Annotated in this window: 20 protein-coding genes; 5 read left to right on the top strand and 15 right to left on the bottom strand. The window is 69.1% G+C overall.

Annotated elements, in window-relative coordinates:
• Positions 1–17: 17 nt before the first annotated feature.
• The 14 genes from KTC28_RS05725 to KTC28_RS05660 all read right to left on the bottom strand — a co-directional run bounded on the left by KTC28_RS05725 (position 18) and on the right by KTC28_RS05660 (position 16,592).
• The gene (locus KTC28_RS05725) at positions 18–1,802 is read right to left on the bottom strand and encodes a carboxypeptidase regulatory-like domain-containing protein (protein ID WP_216709529.1); all 1,785 of its coding nucleotides are present in this window, start codon (positions 1,800–1,802) and stop codon (positions 18–20) included.
• A gap of 59 nt (positions 1,803–1,861) precedes the next feature.
• Complete coding sequence (locus KTC28_RS05720) at positions 1,862–3,985, bottom strand: DUF4175 domain-containing protein (protein ID WP_216709530.1); 2,124 nt, start codon at positions 3,983–3,985, stop codon at positions 1,862–1,864.
• Entirely contained in the window at positions 3,982–5,124 is a 1,143-nt protein-coding gene (locus KTC28_RS05715) for a BatA domain-containing protein (protein ID WP_216709531.1), read from the bottom strand. Before KTC28_RS05715 ends, KTC28_RS05720 begins: the two co-directional genes overlap by 4 nt.
• Positions 5,121–6,023, bottom strand: a complete 903-nt coding sequence (locus KTC28_RS05710; RefSeq protein WP_216709532.1) for a DUF58 domain-containing protein — start codon at positions 6,021–6,023, stop codon at positions 5,121–5,123. Before KTC28_RS05710 ends, KTC28_RS05715 begins: the two co-directional genes overlap by 4 nt.
• Before the next feature lie 10 nt (positions 6,024–6,033).
• Positions 6,034–7,023: an AAA family ATPase gene (locus tag KTC28_RS05705; RefSeq protein ID WP_216709533.1), complete on the bottom strand. Its 990-nt coding sequence runs from the start codon at positions 7,021–7,023 to the stop codon at positions 6,034–6,036.
• A 22-nt stretch (positions 7,024–7,045) separates the two neighbouring features.
• A complete protein-coding gene (locus KTC28_RS05700) occupies positions 7,046–7,726 on the bottom strand; it encodes a DUF4159 domain-containing protein (RefSeq protein ID WP_255602301.1) in 681 nt (226 codons plus the stop codon).
• Between the two features lie 38 nt (positions 7,727–7,764).
• Complete coding sequence (locus KTC28_RS05695) at positions 7,765–9,099, bottom strand: TldD/PmbA family protein (RefSeq protein WP_216709535.1); 1,335 nt, start codon at positions 9,097–9,099, stop codon at positions 7,765–7,767.
• Between the two features lie 25 nt (positions 9,100–9,124).
• The gene (locus KTC28_RS05690; protein WP_216709536.1) at positions 9,125–10,762 is read right to left on the bottom strand and encodes a TldD/PmbA family protein; all 1,638 of its coding nucleotides are present in this window, start codon (positions 10,760–10,762) and stop codon (positions 9,125–9,127) included.
• A 128-nt stretch (positions 10,763–10,890) separates the two neighbouring features.
• Complete coding sequence (locus KTC28_RS05685) at positions 10,891–11,898, bottom strand: zinc-dependent alcohol dehydrogenase family protein (RefSeq protein WP_216709537.1); 1,008 nt, start codon at positions 11,896–11,898, stop codon at positions 10,891–10,893.
• A gap of 51 nt (positions 11,899–11,949) precedes the next feature.
• The gene (locus tag KTC28_RS05680) at positions 11,950–12,798 is read right to left on the bottom strand and encodes a glycosyltransferase family 2 protein (protein WP_216709538.1); all 849 of its coding nucleotides are present in this window, start codon (positions 12,796–12,798) and stop codon (positions 11,950–11,952) included.
• 1 nt (position 12,799) lies between these two features.
• Entirely contained in the window at positions 12,800–14,713 is a 1,914-nt protein-coding gene (locus KTC28_RS05675) for a S9 family peptidase (protein ID WP_216709539.1), read from the bottom strand.
• Positions 14,714–14,852: 139 nt separating this feature from the next.
• On the bottom strand, positions 14,853–15,392 hold the full coding sequence (locus KTC28_RS05670; RefSeq protein WP_216709540.1) for an FxDxF family PEP-CTERM protein: 540 nt from the start codon (positions 15,390–15,392) through the stop codon (positions 14,853–14,855).
• A 330-nt stretch (positions 15,393–15,722) separates the two neighbouring features.
• Complete coding sequence (locus tag KTC28_RS05665; RefSeq protein WP_216709541.1) at positions 15,723–15,911, bottom strand: hypothetical protein; 189 nt, start codon at positions 15,909–15,911, stop codon at positions 15,723–15,725.
• A gap of 135 nt (positions 15,912–16,046) precedes the next feature.
• Positions 16,047–16,592 carry an FxDxF family PEP-CTERM protein gene (locus tag KTC28_RS05660; protein WP_216709542.1) on the bottom strand — a complete coding sequence of 182 codons (546 nt, stop codon included), beginning with the start codon at positions 16,590–16,592 and terminating at the stop codon, positions 16,047–16,049.
• Between the two features lie 558 nt (positions 16,593–17,150).
• On the opposite strand from KTC28_RS05660, the gene KTC28_RS05655 reads away from it, so the two are divergent.
• Positions 17,151–18,329, top strand: a complete 1,179-nt coding sequence (locus KTC28_RS05655; RefSeq protein WP_216709543.1) for a CaiB/BaiF CoA transferase family protein — start codon at positions 17,151–17,153, stop codon at positions 18,327–18,329.
• Complete coding sequence (gene hisN / locus KTC28_RS05650; RefSeq protein ID WP_216709544.1) at positions 18,326–19,084, top strand: histidinol-phosphatase; 759 nt, start codon at positions 18,326–18,328, stop codon at positions 19,082–19,084. The genes KTC28_RS05655 and hisN overlap by 4 nt, the downstream gene beginning before the upstream one ends.
• On the opposite strand, the gene KTC28_RS05645 is transcribed toward hisN, so the two are convergent.
• On the bottom strand, positions 19,081–19,695 hold the full coding sequence (locus KTC28_RS05645) for a helix-hairpin-helix domain-containing protein (protein ID WP_216709545.1): 615 nt from the start codon (positions 19,693–19,695) through the stop codon (positions 19,081–19,083). The genes hisN and KTC28_RS05645 overlap by 4 nt on opposite strands.
• Before the next feature lie 114 nt (positions 19,696–19,809).
• On the opposite strand from KTC28_RS05645, the gene KTC28_RS05640 reads away from it, so the two are divergent.
• The 3 genes from KTC28_RS05640 to KTC28_RS05630 are packed head-to-tail and all read left to right on the top strand — an operon-like array spanning position 19,810 to position 23,689.
• The gene (locus KTC28_RS05640; RefSeq protein ID WP_216709546.1) at positions 19,810–21,501 is read left to right on the top strand and encodes an MDR family MFS transporter; all 1,692 of its coding nucleotides are present in this window, start codon (positions 19,810–19,812) and stop codon (positions 21,499–21,501) included.
• On the top strand, positions 21,498–22,421 hold the full coding sequence (locus tag KTC28_RS05635; protein ID WP_216709547.1) for an alpha/beta fold hydrolase: 924 nt from the start codon (positions 21,498–21,500) through the stop codon (positions 22,419–22,421). The genes KTC28_RS05640 and KTC28_RS05635 overlap by 4 nt, the downstream gene beginning before the upstream one ends.
• Complete coding sequence (locus tag KTC28_RS05630; protein WP_216709548.1) at positions 22,418–23,689, top strand: NAD(P)/FAD-dependent oxidoreductase; 1,272 nt, start codon at positions 22,418–22,420, stop codon at positions 23,687–23,689. The genes KTC28_RS05635 and KTC28_RS05630 overlap by 4 nt, the downstream gene beginning before the upstream one ends.
• Positions 23,690–23,815: the final 126 nt, after the last annotated feature.

The following is a 23,815-nucleotide window of genomic DNA, read 5'->3' as shown; positions in this document are numbered from 1 at the left end:
CGGTCGGGCGCGCCAAGTCACGGCAACGGCTCGAAATCGCCGCGTCCGGCTACGACCGGGTTACTGCTGCGCGGGGACAGTCCGCCGCGCGACCCCGATTTCGACCGTTCGAACCACCACAGCGCAGCGCAAACTGCGAGCCACGCGACGGCCCACGGCCATGGCCCGATCGATCCCGGGGACATCGCGGGAGAGAGAACGCCCTGCCCCGAAGCGAGCCGCAGCGTCGCGTCGCGGGTCGCCTCCGCGCGGACGTTCGGCAGCGCCGCAGCCGCGACCACCGCGAATGAGGTCGGCACGGACTGGCCGCGCTGGCGAAGCTGGTGCCAGCCCGCGACCCGCGGCCAGTAGGCGGCACATCCAGCGGCGGGATCATCGACGAGCGTCGCGACGCCGCCATCGGGTGCAGTAACGGTCGCGGTGCCGGTCAGCCCGCAGAGCGCGATGCGTTGTCCGACCCATGTCGGCTGCTCGATCCTCGTCACCGCGCGCCCTGCACCGCGGCCGAGTGTGGCGAATGCGGCACGCCACAACTCGCCATAGCGCGCGTCGTACCCCGCCAGCACGAGCCGGAAGCTGTCGTCGAGCGGCCACAGAGCGATGCGTCCCTCGCCGTCGGCCCGCCACGCCGCGATCGTCGCGCCGCGCGCGTCGCGAACCAGCGGGCTCGCCGTGGGGGCACCGATCCTGACCGCCCACCGCGTCAGCGCCGGCACGGCGGCGTCGCGGTTTATGCGTGCCGGGGCGTCGCTGCTCCCCGGTCCATCGCGGGCAAGGCGGGCAGCCTCGTCGGCCGTTGGTGCCGCGAGCGCGACCGGGGTGCTCCCCTCACCCGCCGCAACGGCAAAGCCAAGCGATTGCAGCGCATTACGATCCGGCGCGGACAGCGGTCCGTCGATGCGGACGAGCAGCCCGAGCCCGGCGCGCACCGCCGCGAGCATCGCGCTGCGCTCGCCGGGGGTCAGTCCGGACCAGCTCCGCTCGTCGAGCACCGCGATGTCGAACCGCGCCAACGTCGCGGGCGTGATCGCCAGCGGCGCGTCGCCGAGCGCGAGGCCGCCGCCGGTCGCGATCTGGGCGTGAACGGCCAATCCAGCTTCGGTCGCCCAGCGGCGGATGTATTTGACCTCGGGTCCTGGGGCGCCGGCGAGGAGGAGGAGGCGCATCGCGGGCACGGCGACAGTCGATTCCGGAACCGCGGTCTCCTCGACGAGGCGCGATCCGGTGCGAAGCCGCAGGGTGAAGCGAGCGGGTCCGGGCGCGCGCGCGGTGCCCGAGACGACGAAGTTTCCGGCGGCATCGGGGACTGCGGTGTCGACGCGGCTGCCCGCGGGATCGACGAGATCGACTGCGGGCTGGGTGATGCCGCTGACCTGGCCGCCGACTTCGAAACTTGCTCCGGGGGCGACCGAAGCCGGGAAATCGACGCGGACGAGCCCCAATGTGGCGGTTTGCGGAGAAAAATCGACCGGAATGCCTGCTGCCGCCGCGATATCGCGGGGTTCGAGGCCGTCGCCGATGATCTTGAGGCGGGCGGGTGCGAAGCGGCGCAGGGCGGTGGCGAGGTCGGGGACGCGGTCGGCTCCAGCGGTCGCCGGTGCTTCGGGGAGCGCGACGAGGTTTTTGCCGCCGAGGATCGTCCCGCCGTGGCGGGTGAGGACGGTCAATGTACCGCCCGGCAGCGCGGTCGAGGGCTGCAGGGTCAGGTAGAGCAGCGCCGCACAGATTGGCTGGGCGGCAAGCAGGATTACCGTCCGCCACGGCCTATCCCGTTCTCCTACCGGTGTTTTCCGCACGCGCACGCCGGTCCGCACAGCACCGCACACAGTGGCCACAATGAGGATCCATGCGAGCACAATCGTCACGGGGTGATTCGCAGCGCGTCGAGGTAGCGGCGGCCTTCGGCGGTCGCGGCGGCGCGCGGTGCGGCGGCGGCGGCGGGGCGGACTTGCGCGCGCCACAACAGCCCGCGCAGCGCTTCGCGGCAGTCACTGCAGCCGGGCTCGCGGCGGACGGCGTCGATCGCCGCGGCGAAGGCGAGCCGGTCGTCGACCCCCGCCGGATCGGTCCGCAACCATGCTTCGAGCGCTGCCAGTTGGGTGGGATCGACGCTGCCCGTCGCGGCGAGCGCGCGCCAGATCACTGCAGGCGCCGGATCGGCTGCAGTCGCCGCCACCGGCGGCAGGTCGCGATGCGCGAGGCCGTCGCGCTTGCCGGTCAGCCGCCGCGTCTCGTCGATCGCGGGAAGCTCGGGCCCGACCTTGGCGACGAACAGCCGCGTCGCCTGCTGGACCTGCTTGATCAGCCCGAGCGCAGTGTGAGCGAACGGCAGCGCCGCCGCCGGATCACCTTGCCGCAGATGGAGTTCGGCCTGCCACATCGCGTCGAGCGCGCCTTTCAGCGATTTGCGCGTCCCCGGATCGAGCAACGTTGCCGCCTCCGACTCGTCGTGGACATGGCCGTAGTCGGCGAGCGTATCGGCCTCGCTGCCGAAGCGCGGCGGCGTGACCTTGCCATCGCCCTCGGCGGTCGGGGGATTCGGTGTGGTCGGCGCGTCGGCGGTTGGGGCAGCCGCATCGGCGGTTGGCGGCGGGGTCTTCCCCTCCTGCTCCTCGCCGAGAAATTGGCCATAGCGCAGCCGCAGCAGCCGCTGATCGGCACCGATAATGTCCGACTTGGCGAGGAAACGCGGCGGCGCGGGGCGCGGACGCGTGGCGAGCAGCGCCTCGGCATCGATGATGATCTGGCGCTCGCTGCGGAAATAGGCGGGGAGCGCGCGGGTGACGACGCCCTCCATCCCCATCGCCTCGCCCTCGCTCGCGGGCCAGCGCAGGATGAGGCTGGAGCTGCGCGCGGTCTGCGGCCCCGGGGTCCGGTTGTCGGTGACGACGAGCTGCGCGACGAGGTCGCTTCCTGCAACGAACTTGAGCGCGGGCAGGTCGACCGCGACGGCGAAGCGCTTGGCGGTCGCGCTGCCACTGCCGTGGACCGTGACGACCTGCTCGCGGAACTTGACGTTCTCGCCGTCACCCTCGGCGATCGTCAGGTGGAGTTGCGCCGATGCGGCGACGCCGTAATCGTCGGTTGCGGCGAATACCAGCGGCCAACTGTGCTGCCCCGGGGTGACGAGGCTGAGGCTGCGGTCGGGCGCGACGACCTTGACCTGCGGCGGCGCGTCGACGACCGCGTCGAGCCGGTGAAGACGCGGCACCGCCGCCCCCGCCGCGCGCGGCACGACGCGATACAGCAGCGACCGGTCGAGGGTGCGGCGCGCGGTCCAGACCGCCCCGTTGCGGGTCAGCGCGGTCCGGCTGCCGTCGGCGAGAACGAGATCGGCGGCGGGCGGCTCCGGCGCGAAGGTCAGCGTCCAGTCGAGACGCGATCCTTGTGGCGCGGCGATATCGAGGGTCGCCGCATCGCGTGGCGGGAGGCCGGTGTAAGCGGGCGGGATGATGCGCAGCCGCTGGCCGACGAGGCGGGGGACTCCGGGGATCACCGGTACATCCTCGCTGCTCGGCGCGAGGATAGTCGACGATCGACGATCAGGGATAAGGACGATCGCTGCGATCGCAACAAGCGCCAAAAGCCATGTGAGGCCGATCCGTCGCGCCGACCACGACGGACGGAGGTCGGGCATCGCGGCGGCGATGCGGCGTTCGATGCGGCTCCGCTGGAGTCGCGCCAGCGGGGTCAGCCCGCCGTCGTCGGCGAACAACAGGTCGGCGCTGTCGTCGAGGTCGGGCCGCGCCGCATCGAGCCGTCCGATCAGCCAGCCGCGATCGAGCCGCTGCGCCCGCTGCACCGCGACCGCCACGACGACCGCAAGCGCGACGACCGCGACGGCGACTGCCGCGAGCGGTCCGACGGCGCGCCACGCGATCGCAGCTGCCACCGCGGCGGCGGGAGCGCCGACGAGCACATCGTCGGTGATGTGCCGCCGTTGCGCCGGGCGAACGAAATCGACGGGGCGGAATGCAGCGGTCACGCGGTCCCCCGCCGCCGCCCGGTCGCCAGCCAGCGCTCGATGACGAACATCGCTGCGATGACCAGCGCCAGCCACGGCTGGAGGTCGCGCGCGGGCGGCGGGTAGATCGCGCCGCCGGTCAGCGGGGCATAGTCGATCGCCGCGACGCGCGCCGGGGCCGGACGGGGGGCATCGAACAATGCGCGCAATCGCTCGGGGAAGTCGGGTTCGAGGAGTTGCGGCATCGCCGCCGGATCGAGCGGGCGGGTCAGGCGGATGATGCGGCCCCGGCCCAGCGGCTCGGCGGTTGCGAGCGCTGCGCCGACCGCGTCGCGCCAGACGACGTGCGCCGCGACCGGACCGGCGTCGGCTGCGAGCAACGCAGTCCCGCCACCGGCGACCCAGTCGCGCACCGCCGCCGGAAGGTCTCCGGGCGCAAGCCAGACGAGGTTCGCGGGGTATGACGGCAACGGCGCGGACGGCGGCTCAGCATCGAACGCCGGGGCTCTCCCCGGCGCGGTCCAGCCGATCACTGCGGCGCGGAGATAGCGGAGCGCGTCGCGGCGCTCGGGCGGATAGCGCACGCTTAAGAGGGGCGGCAGTGTGCCTGCGGGGGCGGGGGCGGCGGTCATCGCTCCAGATGTGATCTGCCAAGCAACGGGGCGTGACAGGCGCGGTCGCTCGGCGTCGGTGCCGGCGATTTGAGAGGGGACGACGACGCGGAGGCTTGCCCCCGGCGGGAGTTCGGCGTCGAGCTGGCGGAGCAGGCTCGCGACCGCGATCGCGCCGTCGGGGCGCTTGTTATCGAGCGCGGGAAAGCCGGGGGCGAGCCAGCGCCGCTGCGCACTGGCGTCGTGCGGGACCGCTGCAAGGTCGGCTCCGGGAACCACCGCCACCCACTGCCCGCCCGTGCTGCTCCCGAAGACCGCCGGGCGCGCCAGCCACAGTGCGACGAGCGCGAACAGGAGCAGGCGCGCGATCAGCAGCGGCCATTCGTCGAAGCGCAGCCGGGTGCGCGGGCGCGGTTTCGCCGCAAGCCAGCGCAGCGCGGCGAAGTCGATCCGCGCGAGTTCGCTGCGCCGCGCGAGGTGGATCGCCAGCGGCACCGCGAGCGCGGCGAGCGCCGCCAGCCCGAGCGGGAACAGCAGCACCGGGGTCATCGCGCCGCCGCCTCGCGCGCGCCGAACAGGATCCGCAGCGGCGCGTCGATCGCCTCGTCGAGGACATGGGCTGCGAAGCCGATGCCGCTCGCTGCCAGTCGTGCCGCGAGTGCGGCCCGCGCCGCAGCGAACCGCGCGACGAAGTCGGCGCGCATCGCCGGGCCGTCGCCGAGCAGTTCGACCCCGGTCTCGGGATCGACGAAGCGGTGGCCCCCGGCGAAGGGGAAGTCGCGCTCCTCGACGGTCAGCAGCTGGACCGCGAGCACTTCGCGCCGCGCCGCCGCGAGCCGCTCGATCAGCCCGACGCAAGCATCGTCGAACAGGTCGCTGAGGACGACGACGAGGTCGCGGGCGCCGATCCGCTCCCACAACGGCGCGAGCCGGTCGGCGGCGGGAAAGCCGCCGCCAGCGGTCAGCGCCGACAGCTCGACGAGGAGCCGGTCGCGCTGGCGCAGGCCGTTTCCGGGGATGGCAAGACGGACGCCGTCGTCGCGCAGGACGATCCAGCCGAAGCGGTCGCCCTCGCGCAACGCCAGTTCGGCGAGGCACGCGGCGAGCGACTTCGCGGCGTCGAGGCGCGACCAGCCGGGGCGCCCCCCGTCGCGCGCACCGTCGACTTGGGCCATCGAGGCGCTCGCGTCGATCAGTATCCACAATGCGAGCGGGCTCTCGCGCTCGGCCTCGCGGACGAAGAAGCGGTCGGAGCGCGCATAGAGCTTCCAGTCGATCTGGCGGAGCTCGTCGCCGGGTTCGTAGGCGCGGTACTGGGCGAATTCGAGCCCGGACCCGCGGCTGCGGCTGGCGTGCGCGCCGATCCCGCTTTGCCCGGCGGCGCGGCGCGACGACAGGCGCAAGCCCCGCAACCGGCTGCGGACCTCGGGCGGGATCAGGTCGACCACGCCGGCCCTGTTACGCCGGCCACGGCACGCCGCGCAGCACGTCGATGATCGCATCATCCGCGCTGCGCCCGTCGGCCTCGGCGGCGAACGACAGCAGCAGGCGGTGGCGCATCACCGGCGCGGCGAGCGCGGTCACATCCTCGCGCGTCGCCGCCAGCCGCCCGCGCAGCAGCGCGCGCGCCTTCGCCGCGAGGATCAGCGACTGGCCCGCGCGCGGCCCCGCGCCCCAGCGGATGTATTTGCGGACCTCGGCCGACGCTCCGGCAGCGGGCCGGGTGGCGCGGACGATGCGCGTCACCCACAACAGCAGGTCGGGGCCGACATGGACGTCGCGGACCAATGCCTGGAGCTCGACTACGGCGGCGGCGTCCATCACCTTCGGCACCTTCGCGCCCGCGCCGCCGGTCGTCGCGACGAGGATGTCGCGCTCCTCGGCCTCGCTCGGATAATCGACGCGGATGTTGAGCAGGAAGCGATCAAGCTGCGCCTCGGGGAGCGGATAGGTGCCCGCCTGCTCGATCGGGTTTTGTGTCGCGAGAACGAAGAACGGGTCGGGCAGGACGTGGGTCACCCCGGCGTAGCTGACGGTTTTCTCCTGCATCGCCTCGAGCAGCGCCGCCTGCGTTTTCGGCGGGGTCCGGTTGAGCTCGTCGGCGAGGAGCAGGTTGGTGAAGATCGGCCCCGGCTGGAAACGGAAGCTGCGGTGCCCGGTGCCGTGGTCCTCCTCGAGCAGTTCGGTGCCGAGGATGTCGCTCGGCATCAGGTCGGGGGTGAACTGGACGCGGCGGAACTGGAGGTCGAGCGCCGCTCCGAGCGTGCGGACGAGCAGCGTCTTGCCGAGCCCGGGGACGCCTTCGAGCAGGCAATGCCCGCCCGCGAGGAGGCCGATCAGCAATTGCTCGACAACCTCGTCCTGCCCGACGATCGCGGTCGCGATCGCGCGTTTGAGGTCGCCGAGCCGCGCCAGCCGCGCTTCGACGTCGGCTTCGGAAATCGTCATTGCGGCTCCGCGAACTGAAGGGTCACGAGGTGAGGGCGTACATCACGATGTTGACCCCGAATTTGGTGTTGTCCTCGGCGAGGAAACGCTTGTTGTGCCAGTCGTAGTCCCACTCGCAGCCGTAATCCTTGTTGCTGTAGAGCAGGCCGAGGCGGCCATCGATCGTGATCCCGCGCAGGTAATCGTGGATGAGGTCGTCGCCCCAGCCGTTCAATTCGAACGCGGTGTTCGGCGGGCCGTCGACCTTGAAGAAGCTGCGGAAGACCGGGTGATTCGGCGCGAGGCGCTTCAATGCGGCGGGACCGAAGATCGCCGCCATCTGCCGCTCGAACGACTTGGCGAACAGGCCATCGATGTCGTGGTTGCAGTCGTCGACGAGGACGAAGCCGCCGTTGCGGACATAGCGCTCGAAGTTGCGGCGCTCGGCGGCGTTGAACTCGACCAGCTTGTGCCCGGTCATGTAGCAGAACGGCGCGGCGAGCATCGCCGGGTCGGCGAGCGCGACGATCCGCTCCTTCGGGTCGACACGCAGGCTGGTGTAGTCGATCAGCGAGGTGATCAGGTTCGACGGCATTCGCTGGTCGAGATCCCAGTCGCCGGACTCATACTTGAGCCGGGTGAACCAGAAATCGTAACCCTTCGCGGCTCCAACGGCGCGCAGGGGTGCCTCGACCAAAGCCCCGGCAAGGCCGCCAGCGAGCAAGCGCAGAAAATCCCCCCGGGTCAGCCCCGGCATTCGGCTCAGACCGCGTCCGACAGCGAGGTGAAGGTGAAGTCGCGCAGCTTCATCGGCGGCAGGACCATGATCAGGTCGGACTCGTCACCCTTGACGCGGACCGGCTTGCCCAGCTCCTCGATGTTGTTGAGCATGATCACCGGCGACTCGTTGAAGCGGAAGTTCTTGAGCGGATACTTGATCTGCCCGTTCTCGATGTAGAACGTCCCGTCGCGCGTCAGCCCGGTCAGCAGCACGGTCTGCGGATCGACCATGCGGATATACCAGGTGCGGGTGACGAGGATGCCCTTGGCGGTGGTCTTGATCAGCTCGGCGGTCGACTTGGTGCCGCCCGCCATGACGAGGTTGCCGATGTCGGCATTGGCCTTCTTGCCCTGCTTCTGCGCCCAATAGCGCGAATATTGCAGGTTGCTGACCTTGCCGTCGGTGACGAGCGGCAGCCGTTCGCGCGGCTGGCCGTCGTCGTCCCACGGCAGGATCAGCGCCTCGGGGTGCGACGGGTCGGCGGTGAAGTTGACCTGGCGGTCGAACACCTGCTCGCCGATCTTGTTGCCGCCGCCCTTCTTCGACAGGAAGCTGCGCCCCTCGTCGGCCTGACGCGCGTCGAACGCGCGGAACATGAAGGCGAGCAGCCCGGCGGCCGCAGCGGGTTCGAGGATGACGGTGTATTTGCCCGGCTCGATCGCCTTGGCATCGGCCGATGCACTCGCCTTGCGCATCGCGGTGCGGATGTCGGACCCGGCGCTAAAGGCCTTGGCGTCCTGGACGTTGCGCCCGACCCAGCCCGAGCCGCGACCGTCGTCGGTCCGGACGGTGCAGGTGTAATCGATGTTGGTCGCCTGCTGGTAGCCGAAGTTGCCCTTGCTGTTGGCGAAGGCGACGAAGCTCTGGCCGTCCTGGAGAAAACCCGCGGCGACGAGCTTTTCGGCCTTGCACGGCTGGATCGAGTCGGCGGCGACCTGCGCGCGATAGTCGGGTGTGATCGCCGCGGTCGCCGGGCTGAACGTCGCGGTCGGCTTGTACGTCTGCTTCTCGACCGCCGGAACAAATTCGGGGTTTTCCGGCGCGAGCTTGGCGAGGTCCTCGGCGCGGCGGACGACGCGTTCGAGCGCGGCGTCGTCGAACTCGTTGATCGTCGCGATGCCGACGCGCTTGCCGTACGCGACCTCGACCGACAGGTCGACGTTGCTGACGATCCCGCTCGTCGAGACGTTGTTGAGCGCGAAGCGGACGTTGCCGTCGATCGAGCCCCTGAGCTGGGCGGTGCACTGGTCGGCCTTCGACAGCGCGATGACCTTGTCGAGAATCGCCTTGGCCTGCGCCTCGGTGAAGATACTCATCTGAATATGTCTCCTGGAGCGCGGATCAACCGAGCGAGCGGGCGGTGCTGATGACGTTGATGCCGTTGAAGCGCGCGGTCGACGACCCGTGGCTGACCGCCGACACCTGCGCCGGCTGGCCCTTGCCGTCGAAGAACGACCCGCCGAGGCGGTAGTCGCGGTCGTCGCAGACCCCGACACACGCGTTCCAGAACTCCGGCGTGCGGATCTGGTAGGCGACGTCCTCGATCATCTCGCCGACCTTGCCGTTCTTGATCTCGTAGAACAGCTGGCCGCCGAACTGGGCGTTGTAGCGCTGCTGGTCGATCGAGAACGAGCCATCACCGATGATGTAGATGCCGTTTTCGACGTCCTTGATCATGTCGGGGACGCTGAGGTTGGCCTTGCCCGGCAGCAGCGAGACGTTCGCCATCCGCTGGAACTGCACGCTCGACCACGAGTCGGCGTAGCAGCAGCCGTCCGACGCGGTCTTGCCGATGATGTGCGCCTGGTCACGAATGACCTGGTAATCGACGAGGACACCGTCCTTGATCAGGTCCCAGCGCTTGGTCTTGACGCCTTCGTCGTCGTAGCCGACCGCACCGAGGCTGCCCGGCTGGATCTTGTCGGCGACGATCGTGACGTGGTCGCTGCCGTACTTGAAGTGGTTCGCGCGCTTGTCGAGCGTGGCGAAGCTCGTCCCGGCGTAATTGGCTTCGTACCCGAGGACGCGGTCGAGTTCGGTCGGGTGGCCGACCGATTCGTGGATCGTCAGCCAGGTGTGCGACGGGTCGAGGACGAGATCGTACTTGCCCGGCTTGACCGACGGCGCCTTGAGCTTCTGGCGCGCCTGCTTCGCCGCCGCGATCGCGTCGCCCTTCATGTCGTACGACTTGCAGAAGACGACGACGCCGTTGGGCAGGACGGTCTGGTCGGCCTTGTTGCCGTCGAGATATTCGTAGCCGAGCCCCATCGGCGCCGACAGTTCGGAGCGGGTGCGGAACTTGCCGGTTGCCTTGTCGACCGCGGTGACGCGCATCAGCGGCCAGATGCGGTGGACGTCCTGATCGATGTACGAGCCGTCGGTCGACGCGAAATACTTCTGCTCGTTGACCGAGAACAGGACCGAGTTGATGAAGTCGGCACCGTTCGCGAGCGCCGCAGCATTGACGTCGAGCAGCAACGCGGCCTTTTCCTTGACCGGCACCGACATCGCGCTGGTGCGGATCGGCGCGCGCCACGACACCTCGCCGACGCCCGGGGTCGGGGCGAGCTGGACCGGGGCGGTCTGGTTGCGCGCATTGGCCTTGGCGATCGCCGCCGCCTGCCGCGCGGCGGTGGCGACGCCGTCGGTGGTCATGTCGTTGGTCGCGGCAAAGCCCCATGCCCCGCCGGCGATGACGCGGATGCCGACCCCGATCGATTCGGTGTTGACGACGTTCTCGACGTGCGCGTCGCGGGTAATGACGAACTGGCGGAGATAGCGCCCGACGCGGACGTCGCAGTAGCTCGCCCCAGCGGCGGTTGCCGCCTGGAGCGCGGCGTCGGCGAGGGTCTTCTTGACCGAGAGCGCGATCGCCCCGTCGATCAGTGCCTCGGCGGCGATGAGCTTGCCGAACGTCGCGGGGAGTACGAAACCGCCGAGCCCGAAGCCGGATGCGGTGAGGAAGTCACGTCTCAGCAAGGTCTCTCTCCGCACGAAGGTCTACCCGCGATCATGCACGACGGGTAGTTGGTACGGAAGGCAAAATTTAACGACGCGAATACGGGGCGATCAGGCGGTGCCTTTCGCCTGCGACTCGATCCCCGTGCCTACCATTCGACGCCGATCTTGCCGAAGTGACTGCCGCTCATCTCGTGGCGAAACGCGTCGGCGAGCTGTTCGAGCGGGAAGCGGCGGTCGATCACTGGCTTGATCCCCCTGCTATCGAGCGCGCGAACGAAGTCTTGCTGCTGCCGCCGGCTGCCGACGATGAGCCCCTGGAGCCGCGCCTGCTTGCCCATCAGCGCGGCGGTCGGAACCTCGCCGCTGATCCCGGTCAGCACGCCGATCAGCGAGATATGCCCGCCGACGCGGACCGCATCGATCGACTGGGCAAGCGTCCCCGGACCACCGACCTCGACGACATGGTCGACACCGCGCCCGCCGGTCCAGTCGCTGACGACCGCGCCCCAGTTGGCCTGCTCGCGGTAATTGACCGTGAAGTCGGCTCCCATCGACCGGGCGCGGTCGAGCTTGTCGCCCGACGACGAGGTGATCGCGACCTTTGCACCCATCGCCTTGGCGATCTGCAACGCCCAGATCGAGACGCCGCCGGTGCCGAGGAGCAGCACGCTGTCGCCCGCCTTGAGGCCGCCGTCGCCGACGAGCGCACGCCACGCAGTCAGCCCCGCGGTGGTGATCGCCGCTGCCTCGACCGCGTCGTAACCCTTCGGCGCGAGCGTGAATTCTGTTGCAGGGAGGACGACGAAGTCGCGCGCGAAGCCGTCGATGCCGTCGCCCGGCGTCCGGCTGAAGTCGCCGACGGTGGCGGTGCCATCCTGCCAGTCGGGGAAGAAGCACGACACGACCATGTCGCCGACAGCGAATTCGGTGACGCCGTGGCCGACCGCCTCGACTGTGCCCGCGCCATCGGCGAGCGGGATGCGGCTAGCGGCGGCACCCATCCGGCCGGTCGCGACGCCCAGATCGTGGAAGTTCAAGGTGCTGCCGTGGAGCGCGACGCGGATCTCGCCGGGCCCTGGCTGGCCGGGGTCGGGCCGGTCGACGAGAGTCAACCGCTCGAGTGATATCGGCGCCTGAAGTTCGATCGCGCGCATCGTGAATCCTCAAGGCTGGGAACGGATTAAGTTCGGGACGCTCTACACGTTTCAGGCGAGGCGGCGCGCGGCGGTGAAGCGCCACAGCCGCAGCTTGAACAGGACCCCGGCGGCGGCGATGCGGTCGGCGATGCGGGGCAGCTTCGCCGATCCGAGCACCTTCGGCAGATGCGCAATCGCCGACACCGGCAGCAGCAACGTTCGCACCTGCCACCCCGCCGAACCCCCGCCGCGCGCCGTATGCAGCGCCGCGCTCTCGCGGACCAGCCGCTCCCATTTCCGCGTCAGCTGCTCCCACGTCCGCCGCGCCGGGTGGGCGACGATGGCGTCGGCCGCGTAAGCGATCCGGTAGCCGGCATCGCGCGCGCGCAGGCACCAGTCGGCGTCCTCCGAGACATGCGCGCGGAAGCCGCCGACCGTGTCGAAGACGTCGCGGCGGGTGAACAAATTGGCGGTGACGCTGAAGCCCTTGCCCTCGACGTAGGCGCGATTGTCGAAGGCGAAGACGCGCTCGAACGCCTCGACCGCAGTCGGCGCGGCTTCGTCGGCGAACGAGACGCGCATCGCCCCGCCGACGAGATCGGCCTGAGTGAGCGCGGTAACCCCCGCAGCGAGCCAGCCCGGCGCGGGGACGCAATCGGCGTCGGTGAAGGCGAGGATGCCTGCTCCTGCCGCCGCAACCCCGGCATTGCGCGCCGCCCCCGCACCGCGCTCGTGCGCGATGACGAGCGTCGCCCGCCCCGCGATCACCGCCTCGACTGCAGCGGTTCCGGCGGGCGAGGCATTGTCGGCGACGATCGTCTCGAAATCACGAAACGTCTGTGCGGCGAGCGCATCGAGGCACAGGCCGAGGTTTGCGAGATCCTCGAAGTGCGGGATGATGACGCTGACCGCGGGCATGTTACTTGAGGTACTTGTCGAACCAGCCGATCGTCCGCGTCTCGCGGTCGTGGATATTCTCGGGCTTGCGAATGCGGTGACCCTCGCCCGCATAGATGATCAGGCTTGTTGGAACCCCGACCTCCTTGAGCGCGTGCCAGAACTCGACCGACTGCGCGGGCGGGCATTCGACGTCGCGCTCGCCGACATAGATCAGCGTCGGGGTCTTCGCAGCCTTGATCGTCGTCAGCGGCGACAGCTTGGTATAGATCGCCGGGTCATCGTATGCGCTCGCGCCGAAGAACGGGATCATCCACTTGTCGATGCCGTTCTGGCCGTAATAGCTGATCCAATTGGCGATGCCCGCGCCCGCGACGCCCGCCTTGAAGCGGGTCGAGTGCGTCACGGTCCACATCGTCATGAACCCGCCATAGCTGTGGCCGTAGACACCGAGCCGCTTGTCGTCGACCGGGGCGGCCTTTTCGACCGCGGTGACCCCGGCGAGGATGTCGCGCAGGTCGCCGCCGCCGAAGTCGCGGACGTTGGCGCGGGTAAAGGCCTCACCCTGCCCATAGCTGCCGCGCGGGTTCGGCTGGAAGACATAATAGCCGCGCTCGATCAGCTGGCGGACGGTCCCGTTCCACAGATACGACGGGGTCGTCGCCGACGACGGGCCGCCGTGAATGATCGTGATCATCGGATATTTGCGCCCGGGCACGAGCGTTTTCGGTGCGAGCAGCCAGCCCTGGACGTTGAAGCCTTCATTCTTCCACTTGATGCTCTTGGCAACCGCGTTCGACCCGAGCCCCGCATTCTCACGAGTGATCGGCGTCAGCGCGAGCGTGCTGCCCGCCAGGCTCCCCGTCGCGATCTCCGGCGCGTGTTCGAAATCCTCGATCGAGGCGGCGAAATGCGTGCCATCACGGCTGATCGCGACGTCGCCGTCGGCAGCGTCGGGGGTCGCCGACGACGACCACAGCGGCGTGAAGGTCGCCGAGGTCGCGGTCAGCGCGACGCGGTCGATCTCGTTCTGATCGCCGACGAGCCGGACCGCGACCGGGTCGGCCCCCTTCCATGCCAGCGAGCGGACCGTCGCCTTCATTCCCGGGGTCAGGTTGACCGGGGTGCCGCCCGCGAACGGGACCGCATACAGGTCGCCGCCGACCGGGCCGAAGTCGCTCATCAGCCCGCCGATATAGACGACCGTCTTGCCGTCGGGCGACACGCGCGGCAGATTGAGCTGGGTCTTGGGCGAGGCGATCACCCGCGCTGCGCCGCCGCCGGCATCGACCGCGATCAGCTTCGCGACCCACCAATTATCGTCGCCGTTGCCCTTCGATGCCGTCGCGACGAAACCGCGCCCGTCGGGGGTCCAGTCGTATTCGTAGACGAAGGTGTCGGACGGCGAGACCATCCGCAGCGATCCGCCGGCGGCGGGGACGACCGCGATCCGCTGCTCGTCGTCGGCCGCGCCGATCTCGCCGACCTGCGCCGCGCCGGCCTCGACCGCACCGGTCGCCTTGGTCGCACCCTCGGTCGCGAGCAGCGCGATCGTCTTGCCGTCGGGCGACCAGCGCGGGGTCTGGGCAACGCCGCGAACCGAGGCGAGCGAGCGCAGCTTGCCCCCGCTCGCAACCGTCAGCGTCGCGGTGCTCGTCGCGCGGTCGGTGACGACAAAGGCGATCGACGCGCCGTCGGGAGACCAGGCAGGCGCGCCGTAGCCGCACGTCGGGCACGGGTCGATCCGGCGAAGAATGCTGCCGGTTGCCGACCGGACGACGATCGCGGTGTGCGGATCGGGCGCGCCGGTATCGATCGGCACGACGCTCTCGACCGCGGCGACTTCGCCGGCCGGAGACAAGGCGACCTCGCGGAAGCGGTGGAGCCCGGCGTCGGGCGTGGCGGCGGCGAGAACGGCGGCAAGCGCAAGCAGCATAATCGGTCGGACCCCAGGATAGCTGCGTTCTTATAGCCGGTCTGCAGGGGGCGTCATCCCCCGCTCCGGGCAGCACGCAGTCACAACGAAAAAGGGGCGCGCCTTGCGGCGCGCCCCTCGTGTCGGACTTGAACGAAGTTTAGGCGGTGACGGCCGAGTTGCGACGGCGGGCCGCAAAGCCCACCATGCCGAAACCAGCGATCATCATGACCCACGAAGCGGGCTCGGGAACCGCCGCCATCGCGAAGGTGATGCTGCTGCCGACGCTCGCCGGACGGCCCCGGACGGTGCCGGTGTAGGCGATCGTGTAGCTGCCGACATCGAAGGTGTAGGAACCGAGATAGGCCTGCGTTGTGCCGCCGGCGCGCGGAACGATCGTGCCGGTCGCGAGCAGCGATCCGGCCGTGCCGGTACCCTTGTAGAGATCGAGCGACGCGAAATTAAACACACCGATGTTACCGACGGCGCTGTTGGTGAAGCTGCTGACACCAACCGTATTCGCCTGCGAGATCGTGAACTCGTACAGACCGGTGTTCGCACCATTCTTCTGGAAAGTGATGCCGAACGACGACGACTGCGTCGGCGGGACAACGATCGCGCCGAGCGAAACGAGCATGGTAACTGCAGACGCCTTGGCCGCCATCAGGGCGAATGCGGCGATTGAGATAACCTTGATCATATATTGTCCTCATTCGAGACGAAAATCGTGGGCCTGCGCCAGCCCCCCCAGGCCCGGCATAATCCCTTACGCAAGCATCGTGCCAAACCCGTCCGAAAGGCGAACATCTTGATATCGTTCAAGCGAGAAATATCGCCGCCTTCATAAGTGTAAACTAACCCGACACTTTAATTTCGTTTCGTTTACACAACGAAATGGGTTGACGGTCGGAACGTGCTTAACGCGGCAAGCCGTCGGCGCATTTCTATCTCGATTAAGAGCCGACCGATTGGCGACTGCACCGACGACGGCAGACGGGCGGACATCGCGTCGGCCATCAAGCAAATGTGTCTATTCGGGTTGGCTCGCGACATGGGCAAGGTTGCGCGCGCGCATTTCGGCAACCGCGGTTTCGCGGGTCGCATGGCAGGACAGCTCGTACGTCTTGAGCCAGCCCCGTCGGCTATCCTGAGTGCGCTTGAAAACGCTCCAGGTGCCGTTCCGGGATTTGACGACATAATCCAGCACGGTTTCGGACATCACGCCCCTCCACAGGCGTCTTTGCCCGAGGCGGCCATTTCGCAAACCCTTCATTAACCAGGTGCGAACCAACCGGGACGAAAAAAGGGGGGCGCGCCGTGAAGCGCGCCCCCCTTAAGATCCGTAGATATCCGCTTAAGCGGTGACGACCGCAGTGCGGCGGCGGGCCGAGTAACCGACCATGCCGAAGCCGACGATCATCAGCGCCCACGAGGCCGGCTCGGGAACCGCTGCAAGCGCGAAGGTGATGCTGCTGCCGACCGATGCGGGCTCGCCGACGACCTTGCCCGAGTAGGCGATCGTGTAGCTCTTGCCTGCAGTGAAGGTGTACTCATCGAGGTACGCCTGCGTCGTGCCGCCGTCATTGCGCGGGACGATCGTCCCGGTCTGGAGCAGCGTGCCGCTGGTCCCGAGACCCTCGTACAGGCCGATCGACGAGAAGTTGAAGAAGCCCGTCTTGCCGACCGCGCTGTTCGTAAAGCTGCTCACGCCAGCCGTGTTCGGCTGCGACACCGTGAACTCGTAATACGCGCTATTGTCGCCGTTGGTGAAGAACGTCGTGCCGAGCGAAGACGTCTGCGTCGGCGGAACGACGATCAAGCCCAGCGGAACGATCTTCGTCAGCGCCGAAGCCTGGGTTGCCATCAGGGCAACTGCGGCGATTGAAAGAATCTTGATCATGTTAATCTGCTCCACGGAAAGCGTTCGAGATACGCCGATCCCCCAACACCAGCGCCGTTAACCATGCAAACGTTGTGCCAAAACTTGAGAGCCGGATAAGCCATTGATTACGCTCATCCCAAATTCAATGGTTACTAGGTCAGTGTAAAGATGACCGACATGTTGACGATGCTGGATTTCGTTCCGCGGCCTAAAGATATTTTTTGGCGAAGTTCGTTGCGTTTCCGCAATAGAATACAATGTCAGAGTGCGCCGCGCGCGATCTACAAGATCAATATTTGCCGATATCCGATACTATTGATCGTAGCAGCTCTTCCGCCTTGGACGTGGCAGGGCAACAGTATTTGCACGTCCTAAGCTGGGTTCCCGGCAGGGCACCAGGTTCACCCGGCACGCGGCAAATAAAGCAGTAGCCAACTGGCTAACTCCAGAATTGCATCGGCGGATGGCACGGACGGCAAATCGGATACGGTAGAACGCAATTGGTTAACGCCGCACCGTGAGACGGCGGCGTAACCTTCGCTTCCGTCCGCCGGGCTGACCGGCTACGACGCCGCCATGCCCTCCACCTCCGGCCCGCTCGACGACCTGTTGATCGTCGACCTGTCGCGCGTCCTCGCCGGGCCGTATGCGACGATGGTCCTCGGCGATCTCGGCGCGCGGGTGGTCAAGGTCGAGCGGCCCGCAACCGCGGGCAACCCCGGTGGCGACGACAGCCGCCACATCGGACCGTTCAAGGCGGGCGACCCCAGCCAGTCGGCATATTTCGCGAGCATCAACCGCGGCAAGGAATCGATCGCGCTCGACCTCGCCGACCCCGGCGACCGCGTCGTGTTCGACGCACTGGTCGCGCGCGCCGACGTCCTCGTCGAGAACTTCCGCCCCGGTGTCATGGAGCGGCTCGGGCTCGGCTGGGACGCGCTCCACGCCAAGCACCCGCGGCTGATCTATGCCGCCGCGTCGGGCTTCGGCCACACCGGCCCCGACCGCGACAAGCCCGCGTACGACATGATCGTCCAGGCGATGGGCGGGATCATGTCGGTCACCGGCTGGCCCGGCGGCAAGCCGACGCGGGTGGGCACGTCGATCGGCGACATCACCGCCGGGCTGTTCACCGTCACCGGCATCCTCGCCGCGCTCCATCACCGCGAGCGGACCGGCGAGGGGCTGTTCGTCGACGTCGCGATGCTCGACGGGCAGATCGCGATCCTCGAGAACGCCGTCGCGCGCTTTGCCGTCACCGGCATTGCGCCCGGGCCGCTCGGCGCGCGGCATCCGTCGATCACGCCGTTCGCGGCCTATGCCTGCCGGGGCGGGCATATCGTCGTCGCGGCGGGGAATAATTCACTGTTCACGACGCTTGCCGCCGCGCTCGACCTCCCCGGTCTGCTCAGCGATCCGCGTTTCGCGACCAACGCCAGCCGGACCGACCATGCCGACGCGCTCGCGACGATCTTCGAAGCGCGGCTGGCGGAAGGCGATGCGGCGCACTGGCTCGGCGTGATCGAGGCGGCGGGGGTGCCGTGCGGTCCCCTCCACGACGTCGCGCAGGCGCTCGGCCACCGGCAGGTGCAGGCGCGGAACATGGCGATCACGACGGGCTTCCCCGACGGCTCGCCGCTGCTCGCGGCAGGCAATCCCGTCAAGCTGTCGGGCTATGCCGACCCTGTGGTGCGGGGGAAGGCCCCGGCGCTCGACGAGCATCGCGCAATGATATTGGCGGACCTAGGTTTATGAACGACGCCGACATCGCCCTGATCCACCGCCTCGCCGACGCTGCCGGAGAGGTGATCCGCCCGCATTTCCGCAACCTCGCTGCGGTCGAAACCAAGGACGACGCGTCGCCGGTAACCGTCGCCGACCGCGCTGCCGAAGCCGCGATTCGCGAAATCCTGTCTGCAGAAAGCCCCGGCGACGGCATCATCGGCGAGGAATACGGCGAGGACCGCCCCGACGCGGCGCGGGTCTGGGTGATCGACCCGATCGACGGGACCCGCGCCTTCATCGCCGGGCGGCCGCTGTTCGGGACGCTGATCGCCTTGCTCGAGGACGGCATCCCGGTACTCGGCGTGATCGATCAGTGCATCGCCCGCGACCGCTGGATCGGGAACGCCACGGGAACGACGCTCAATGGCGCGACGGTGCGGGTGCGAGCCTGCCCGGCATTGGCGGGGGCGCATGTCGGGACGACCTCACCGTATATGTTCGACGACCCCGCCGCGTTTCAGCGCATCCGGACCGGCGCACGCGACGTCCTCTACGGCGGCGACAATCACAATTACGGGTTGGTCGCGACCGGCTGCCTCGACCTCGTCGTCGAATCGGGACTCAAGGTCTACGACTGGGCGGCGCTCGTTCCCGTCGTCACCGGTGCCGGCGGGGTAATGACCGACTGGGCCGGCGCGCCGCTGCGTCGCGGCAGCGACGGCCGCGTCGTCGCGGCGGGCGATCCCGCGCTGCTCGCCGAAGTGCTGGCGACGCTCGCCGCTTAGCCCGGAGTGCCGAAGCGCGCGGCGTATTCGGTCGTCCGCCCCTCGTCGAGCAACGTCGCCTGTTCGACCAGCCGGTCGCGCGCGATCCGCCCGTTGAACGCGCCGAGCTGGGCGTCGGCGTCGAGCGCCTCGTCGGCGTTCAACCGCGCGATTTTGTCGACCGAGTCGAGGCCGATCGCTTCGAGCGCGGCGGCGAATTTGTCGCCGACTCCCTTGAGCGCGCGAATGTCGGGGACCGCCGCGACGATCGGCCCGGTCCCGGCGAGCGGCTCGGAAACGAGCGGCTCGGCCCCAAGCACTGAAGCACCCAGCGCCGGAGTTGCCAGCGGCGTCGTCAGCGGCAGCGGCTCCTGCGCGGTCCGCCGCAGCTTGGCGTTTTCACGCTTGAGCCGGTCGACCTCGTCGGCGAGCGGGCGCATCGCCTCGCGGCTCGCTGCGAGCTCGCGCTGCGCCTGCGCCGCCTCGGTCCGCGCCGCGGCAAGCCCCGCCGTATCGGCGACCGCGGCAACGCGCACCGTCCGCCGGAAAATTCGTCCGAGGAGCAAGCCGAGGACAAGTCCCCCGAGCGCCCACAGCGCATAGGCAAGGCTGAATTCATACGTTGTGGCCATCGGCTTCGCTCCGCAGTCGCGCCTCGCCGCACGCGCGGCAAGAGTGTGTCACGTCTCGCCGCACATGCGGCGAACGGGGTGGTTCGACAAGTCCCCGGCTGCTAATCGATGATGATGACCGTCGCTGCACCGGCTCCCGAATATCGTCTCGAAACCGGTGAACGCCGCCTCGCGATCGGCGCGGTGCTGATCGTGCTGCTGTTGTCGGCGCTCGACCAGACGATCGTGTCGACGGCGATGCCGCGGATCATCGCCGAGCTCCACGGGCTCGAACGCATCGCCTGGGTCGGGACGTCGTACCTGCTCGCGTCGACCGTCGTCGTGCCGATCTACGGCAAGCTCGGCGACCTGTACGGGCGGCGGCCGATCCTCGTCTTCGGCGTCGTCGTCTTCCTTATCGGCTCGATGCTCTGCGGGCTCGCGGGCGAGTTCGGCACGCTGCCGGTCGTCGGCGACGGCATGAACCAGCTGATCGTCTGCCGCGCGCTCCAGGGGATCGGTGCGGGCGCGCTGACGACCGGCGCGTTCGCCACGATCGCCGACATCGTGCCGCCTGCCGAGCGCGGTAAATACACTGGGTTGTTCGGCGCGATGTTCGGCTTCGCCAGCGTCGCCGGGCCGGTGATCGGCGGCGCGTTGACCGAACACGCGACGACCGCGCTGTTCGGCCATGTCATCAGCGGCTGGCGCTTCGTCTTCTACGTCAATCTCCCGCTCGGCGCAGTAGCGTTATGGATCCTGCTCAACCGGCTGCCGAACACCGGCGGGCAGGTCGGCGGCGAGCGGCGGGTCGACTGGATCGGCAGCGCACTGATCCTGCTGACCTTCGTGCCGTTGTTGCTCGCGCTGACGTGGGGTGGCCACGCTTATGCCTGGGAATCGCCGGTGATCGTGGCGATGCTCGGCGGCGCGGTCGCCGGGCTGGCCGTGCTGTTGCTCTATTCGCGGAACAAGGACCACGCCGTCGTTCCGATCGGGCTGTTCGCCAACCCGGTGTTCGCGCGCGGCAACCTCGCGCTGTTCATCATCAACGTCGCCTTCATGGGCATCGTCATGTTCCTGCCGCTCTATTTGCAGGTCGCGCGGGGCGTCACCGCGACCGCGAGCGGGTTTGCCCTCCTGCCGTTGATGGGGGGCGTGCTCGTCGGCAGCGTCGTCTCCGGACGGACGGCGAGCAAGACCAGGCAATACAAGCCGGTTCTCGTGGTGGGTGGAATCCTGAGCCTCCTCGGCGTCGGACTCATGCTGCAGGTCGGGCCGGAGACGTCGCGCAATGCGCTGATGCTGCGCCTGGCAGTCCTTGGCCTCGGGCTCGGCCCGGCGATGGGCATGTTCACGCTGGCGATCCAGAGCGCGGTCGAGCCGCGGCGGGTCGGCGTCGCCACTGCATCGGCGCAGTTCTTCCGCCAGATCGGCTCGACGATCGGTGTCGCGTTGTTCGGCGCGATCCTGACCAACACGCTGACCGCCGAGCTCCCGCGCCGCGCCCCCGACCTCGTCCGCGCCGATGCGGCTGCCGGTAAGACCGGGGTCGACATGAGCCACGCGCAGGCGCTGGCGATGGACCCCGCCGCGCTGCGGACCACGCTTGCGGCAAGCGGAGTGACCGATCCCGACCGCGTCGCCCGGACCGGCGACGGCATCCGCGCGAGCTTCTCGGCGGCGATCCTCGGGCTGTTCCCGATCAGCGCGATCCTGTTCCTCGGTGCGTTCATCGTCACCCTCGCGGTTCCGGGACGGCGGCTGCGCGGGCGCGAGGATGAGGGCGAGATGGTCGCGATCGAAGCCGGTGCTCCCGCCGAATGAGTGACCTCGCGCGGCGTCGCGCACTTCCCCCCGGTGCCGCGACCGAACTGCGGCCGATGCGCGACGGCTGGCGGCTGCGGTCGATGATCTGGGCGGCGGCGTCACCGACGCGGGGCTCGATCCTGTTCATCGGCGGGCGCGGCGACTTCATCGAGAAATACGCCGAAAGCTATTGGCACTGGCACGACCGCGGGTTCGGCCTCGCCGCGTTCGACTGGCGCGGGCAGGGGCTGTCGGGGCGGCTCGGCGACACGCAGGACAAGGGGCACTCGACCGGCTTCGACGCGCTCGTGGCCGATCTCGGCGAGCAGGTCGCATGGTTTCGCGATGCCCTGCCGTCGCCGCACTTCGCTGTCGCGCATTCGATGGGCGGGCATCTGCTGCTCCGCCACCTGAGCGCGCAGCCCGGCTCGATCGACCGCGCGGTGCTGCTGTCGCCGTTGCTTGGGCTCGTTGCTACGCCGGTCGGCCCGTGGCTCGCGCGCATCATCGCGACGGTCCAAGTCGCGCGGGGCAAGGCGGGCGACTATGCCCCGGGCGCGGGCGCGGCGCAGGCAAATAATGCGATCCGCGCTCGGCGGCTAAGCAGCGACCCCGAGCGCATCGCCGACGAGACGTATTGGGTCGAGCATGACCCGGGGTTGCGAATCGGCGGCGTCACCAACGGCTGGATCGCCGCCGCCTTCGCCTCGCTCGATGCGCTGACCGCACCCGGCATCTTCGAAGCCGTGACGACCCCGCTGCTGATCCTGACCGCGGCGAACGACCGGCTCGTCGACAGCGCGGCGGCGGCGCGGCTGGCGAAGCGGTTGCCGCACGCGCAGGTCGAACCGATCGCCGGGGCCGCGCACGAACTGCTCCGGGAGGCTGACGCGATCCGCGACCCGGTCCTCGCCCGCATCGATGGGTTTCTCGCATGACCAAGCATTACGACATCGCCATCGTCGGCGCGGGCATCGCCGGGGCGAGCCTCGCCTATTTTCTTGGGAGACATGGCGCGGGGTCGATCGTCCTGCTCGAAGCCGAGGACACGCCGGGCTATCACACGACCGGGCGCTCGGCGGCATTCTGGGAGCCGACCTACGGCGGCGCGGGGGTCGTCCCGCTGTCGGCGGCGAGCCGCCCCTTCTTCGACACGCCTCCGCCGGGGTTCGCGGTGCACCCGCTGCTGTCCCCGCGGGGCGCGCTCCACATTTCCGCGCCGGGAGAAGATGGCGCGCTCGCTGCAATCGCCGCCGACTTCGACGGCTTCGGCGTCGAGACGCGGGTCGTCGATGCGGCGGCGATGGCGGCGCGCTACCCGATCGTCGGCGGCGGCTGGGAGCGGGCTGGTCTCCTCGAACCCGATTGCCACGACATCGATGTCGCGGCGCTGCACGCGGGGTTTCTCGCCGGGGCGAAGCGCGCCGGGGCGGTGCTGGTGTGCAACGCGCGGGTCGAGAGAGCGGAACGCCGCGCCGCAGATGAAGCGGACACCCCCCACGAGGGCCTCCCCTCCCCTTCAGGGGAGGGGCCGGGGGTGGGGGAGTCGCGGTATGCCAACACCGAAGCTCCCCACCCCCGGGCCGGCGCAAGCGCGCCGTCTCTCGCCCCTCCCCTGAAGGGGAGGGGAAGCGAATATCTCTGGCATCTCGCCACAACCGCGGGCGACTTCACCGCGACCGCCCTTGTTGACGCTGCGGGTGCATGGGGTGACCATCTCGCCGCTCTCGCCGGAGTCGCGCCGCTCGGCCTGATGCCACTGCGGCGGACGATGGTCGTCCTTGATGTCGACCCCGCCCCGCCCGCCGACCTGCCGGTCGTCTTCGACGCCGCGGGGAGCTTCTACTTCAAGCCCGATGGCGGGCGCCTGTGGCTGTCGCCGCACGACGAGATCGCCGATGTCGCCCGCGACGCCGCGCCCGAGGAACTCGACATCGCCGTCGCGATCGACCGCTTCGAGCGTGCAACGACCGCCCGTGTTCGCCGGGTCGAGCGAAGCTGGGCCGGGCTGCGGACCTTCTCGCCCGACCGTAACCCGGTCTATGGCTTCGACAGCGACGTCCCCGGTTTCTTCTGGTGCGTCGGGCAGGGCGGCTTCGGCATCCAGACCGCCCCAGCGGCGGGCGACCTCGCCGCGCGGGCGCTGCTCGGCCTGCCGCCCGGGCCGGTCGACGCGGCAGCATATGCCCCCGGGCGGTTGAGGTAGCGGGGGAGGCGTCTGGCGATCCAGCAATCGACCATGATCCACAGCAGAGCCGCCATCATTCATATAGCCGTCGTCCCCGCGAAGGCGGGGACCCATCACCACGAAAGGTTGGGGTGATGGGTCCCC

This window comes from Polymorphobacter megasporae, from assembly GCF_018982885.2.
Lineage (GTDB): Bacteria > Pseudomonadota > Alphaproteobacteria > Sphingomonadales > Sphingomonadaceae > Polymorphobacter_B > Polymorphobacter_B megasporae.
Note: the sequence above shows the minus strand (reverse complement) of the source record. Positions and strands in the feature narration are given on the sequence as shown.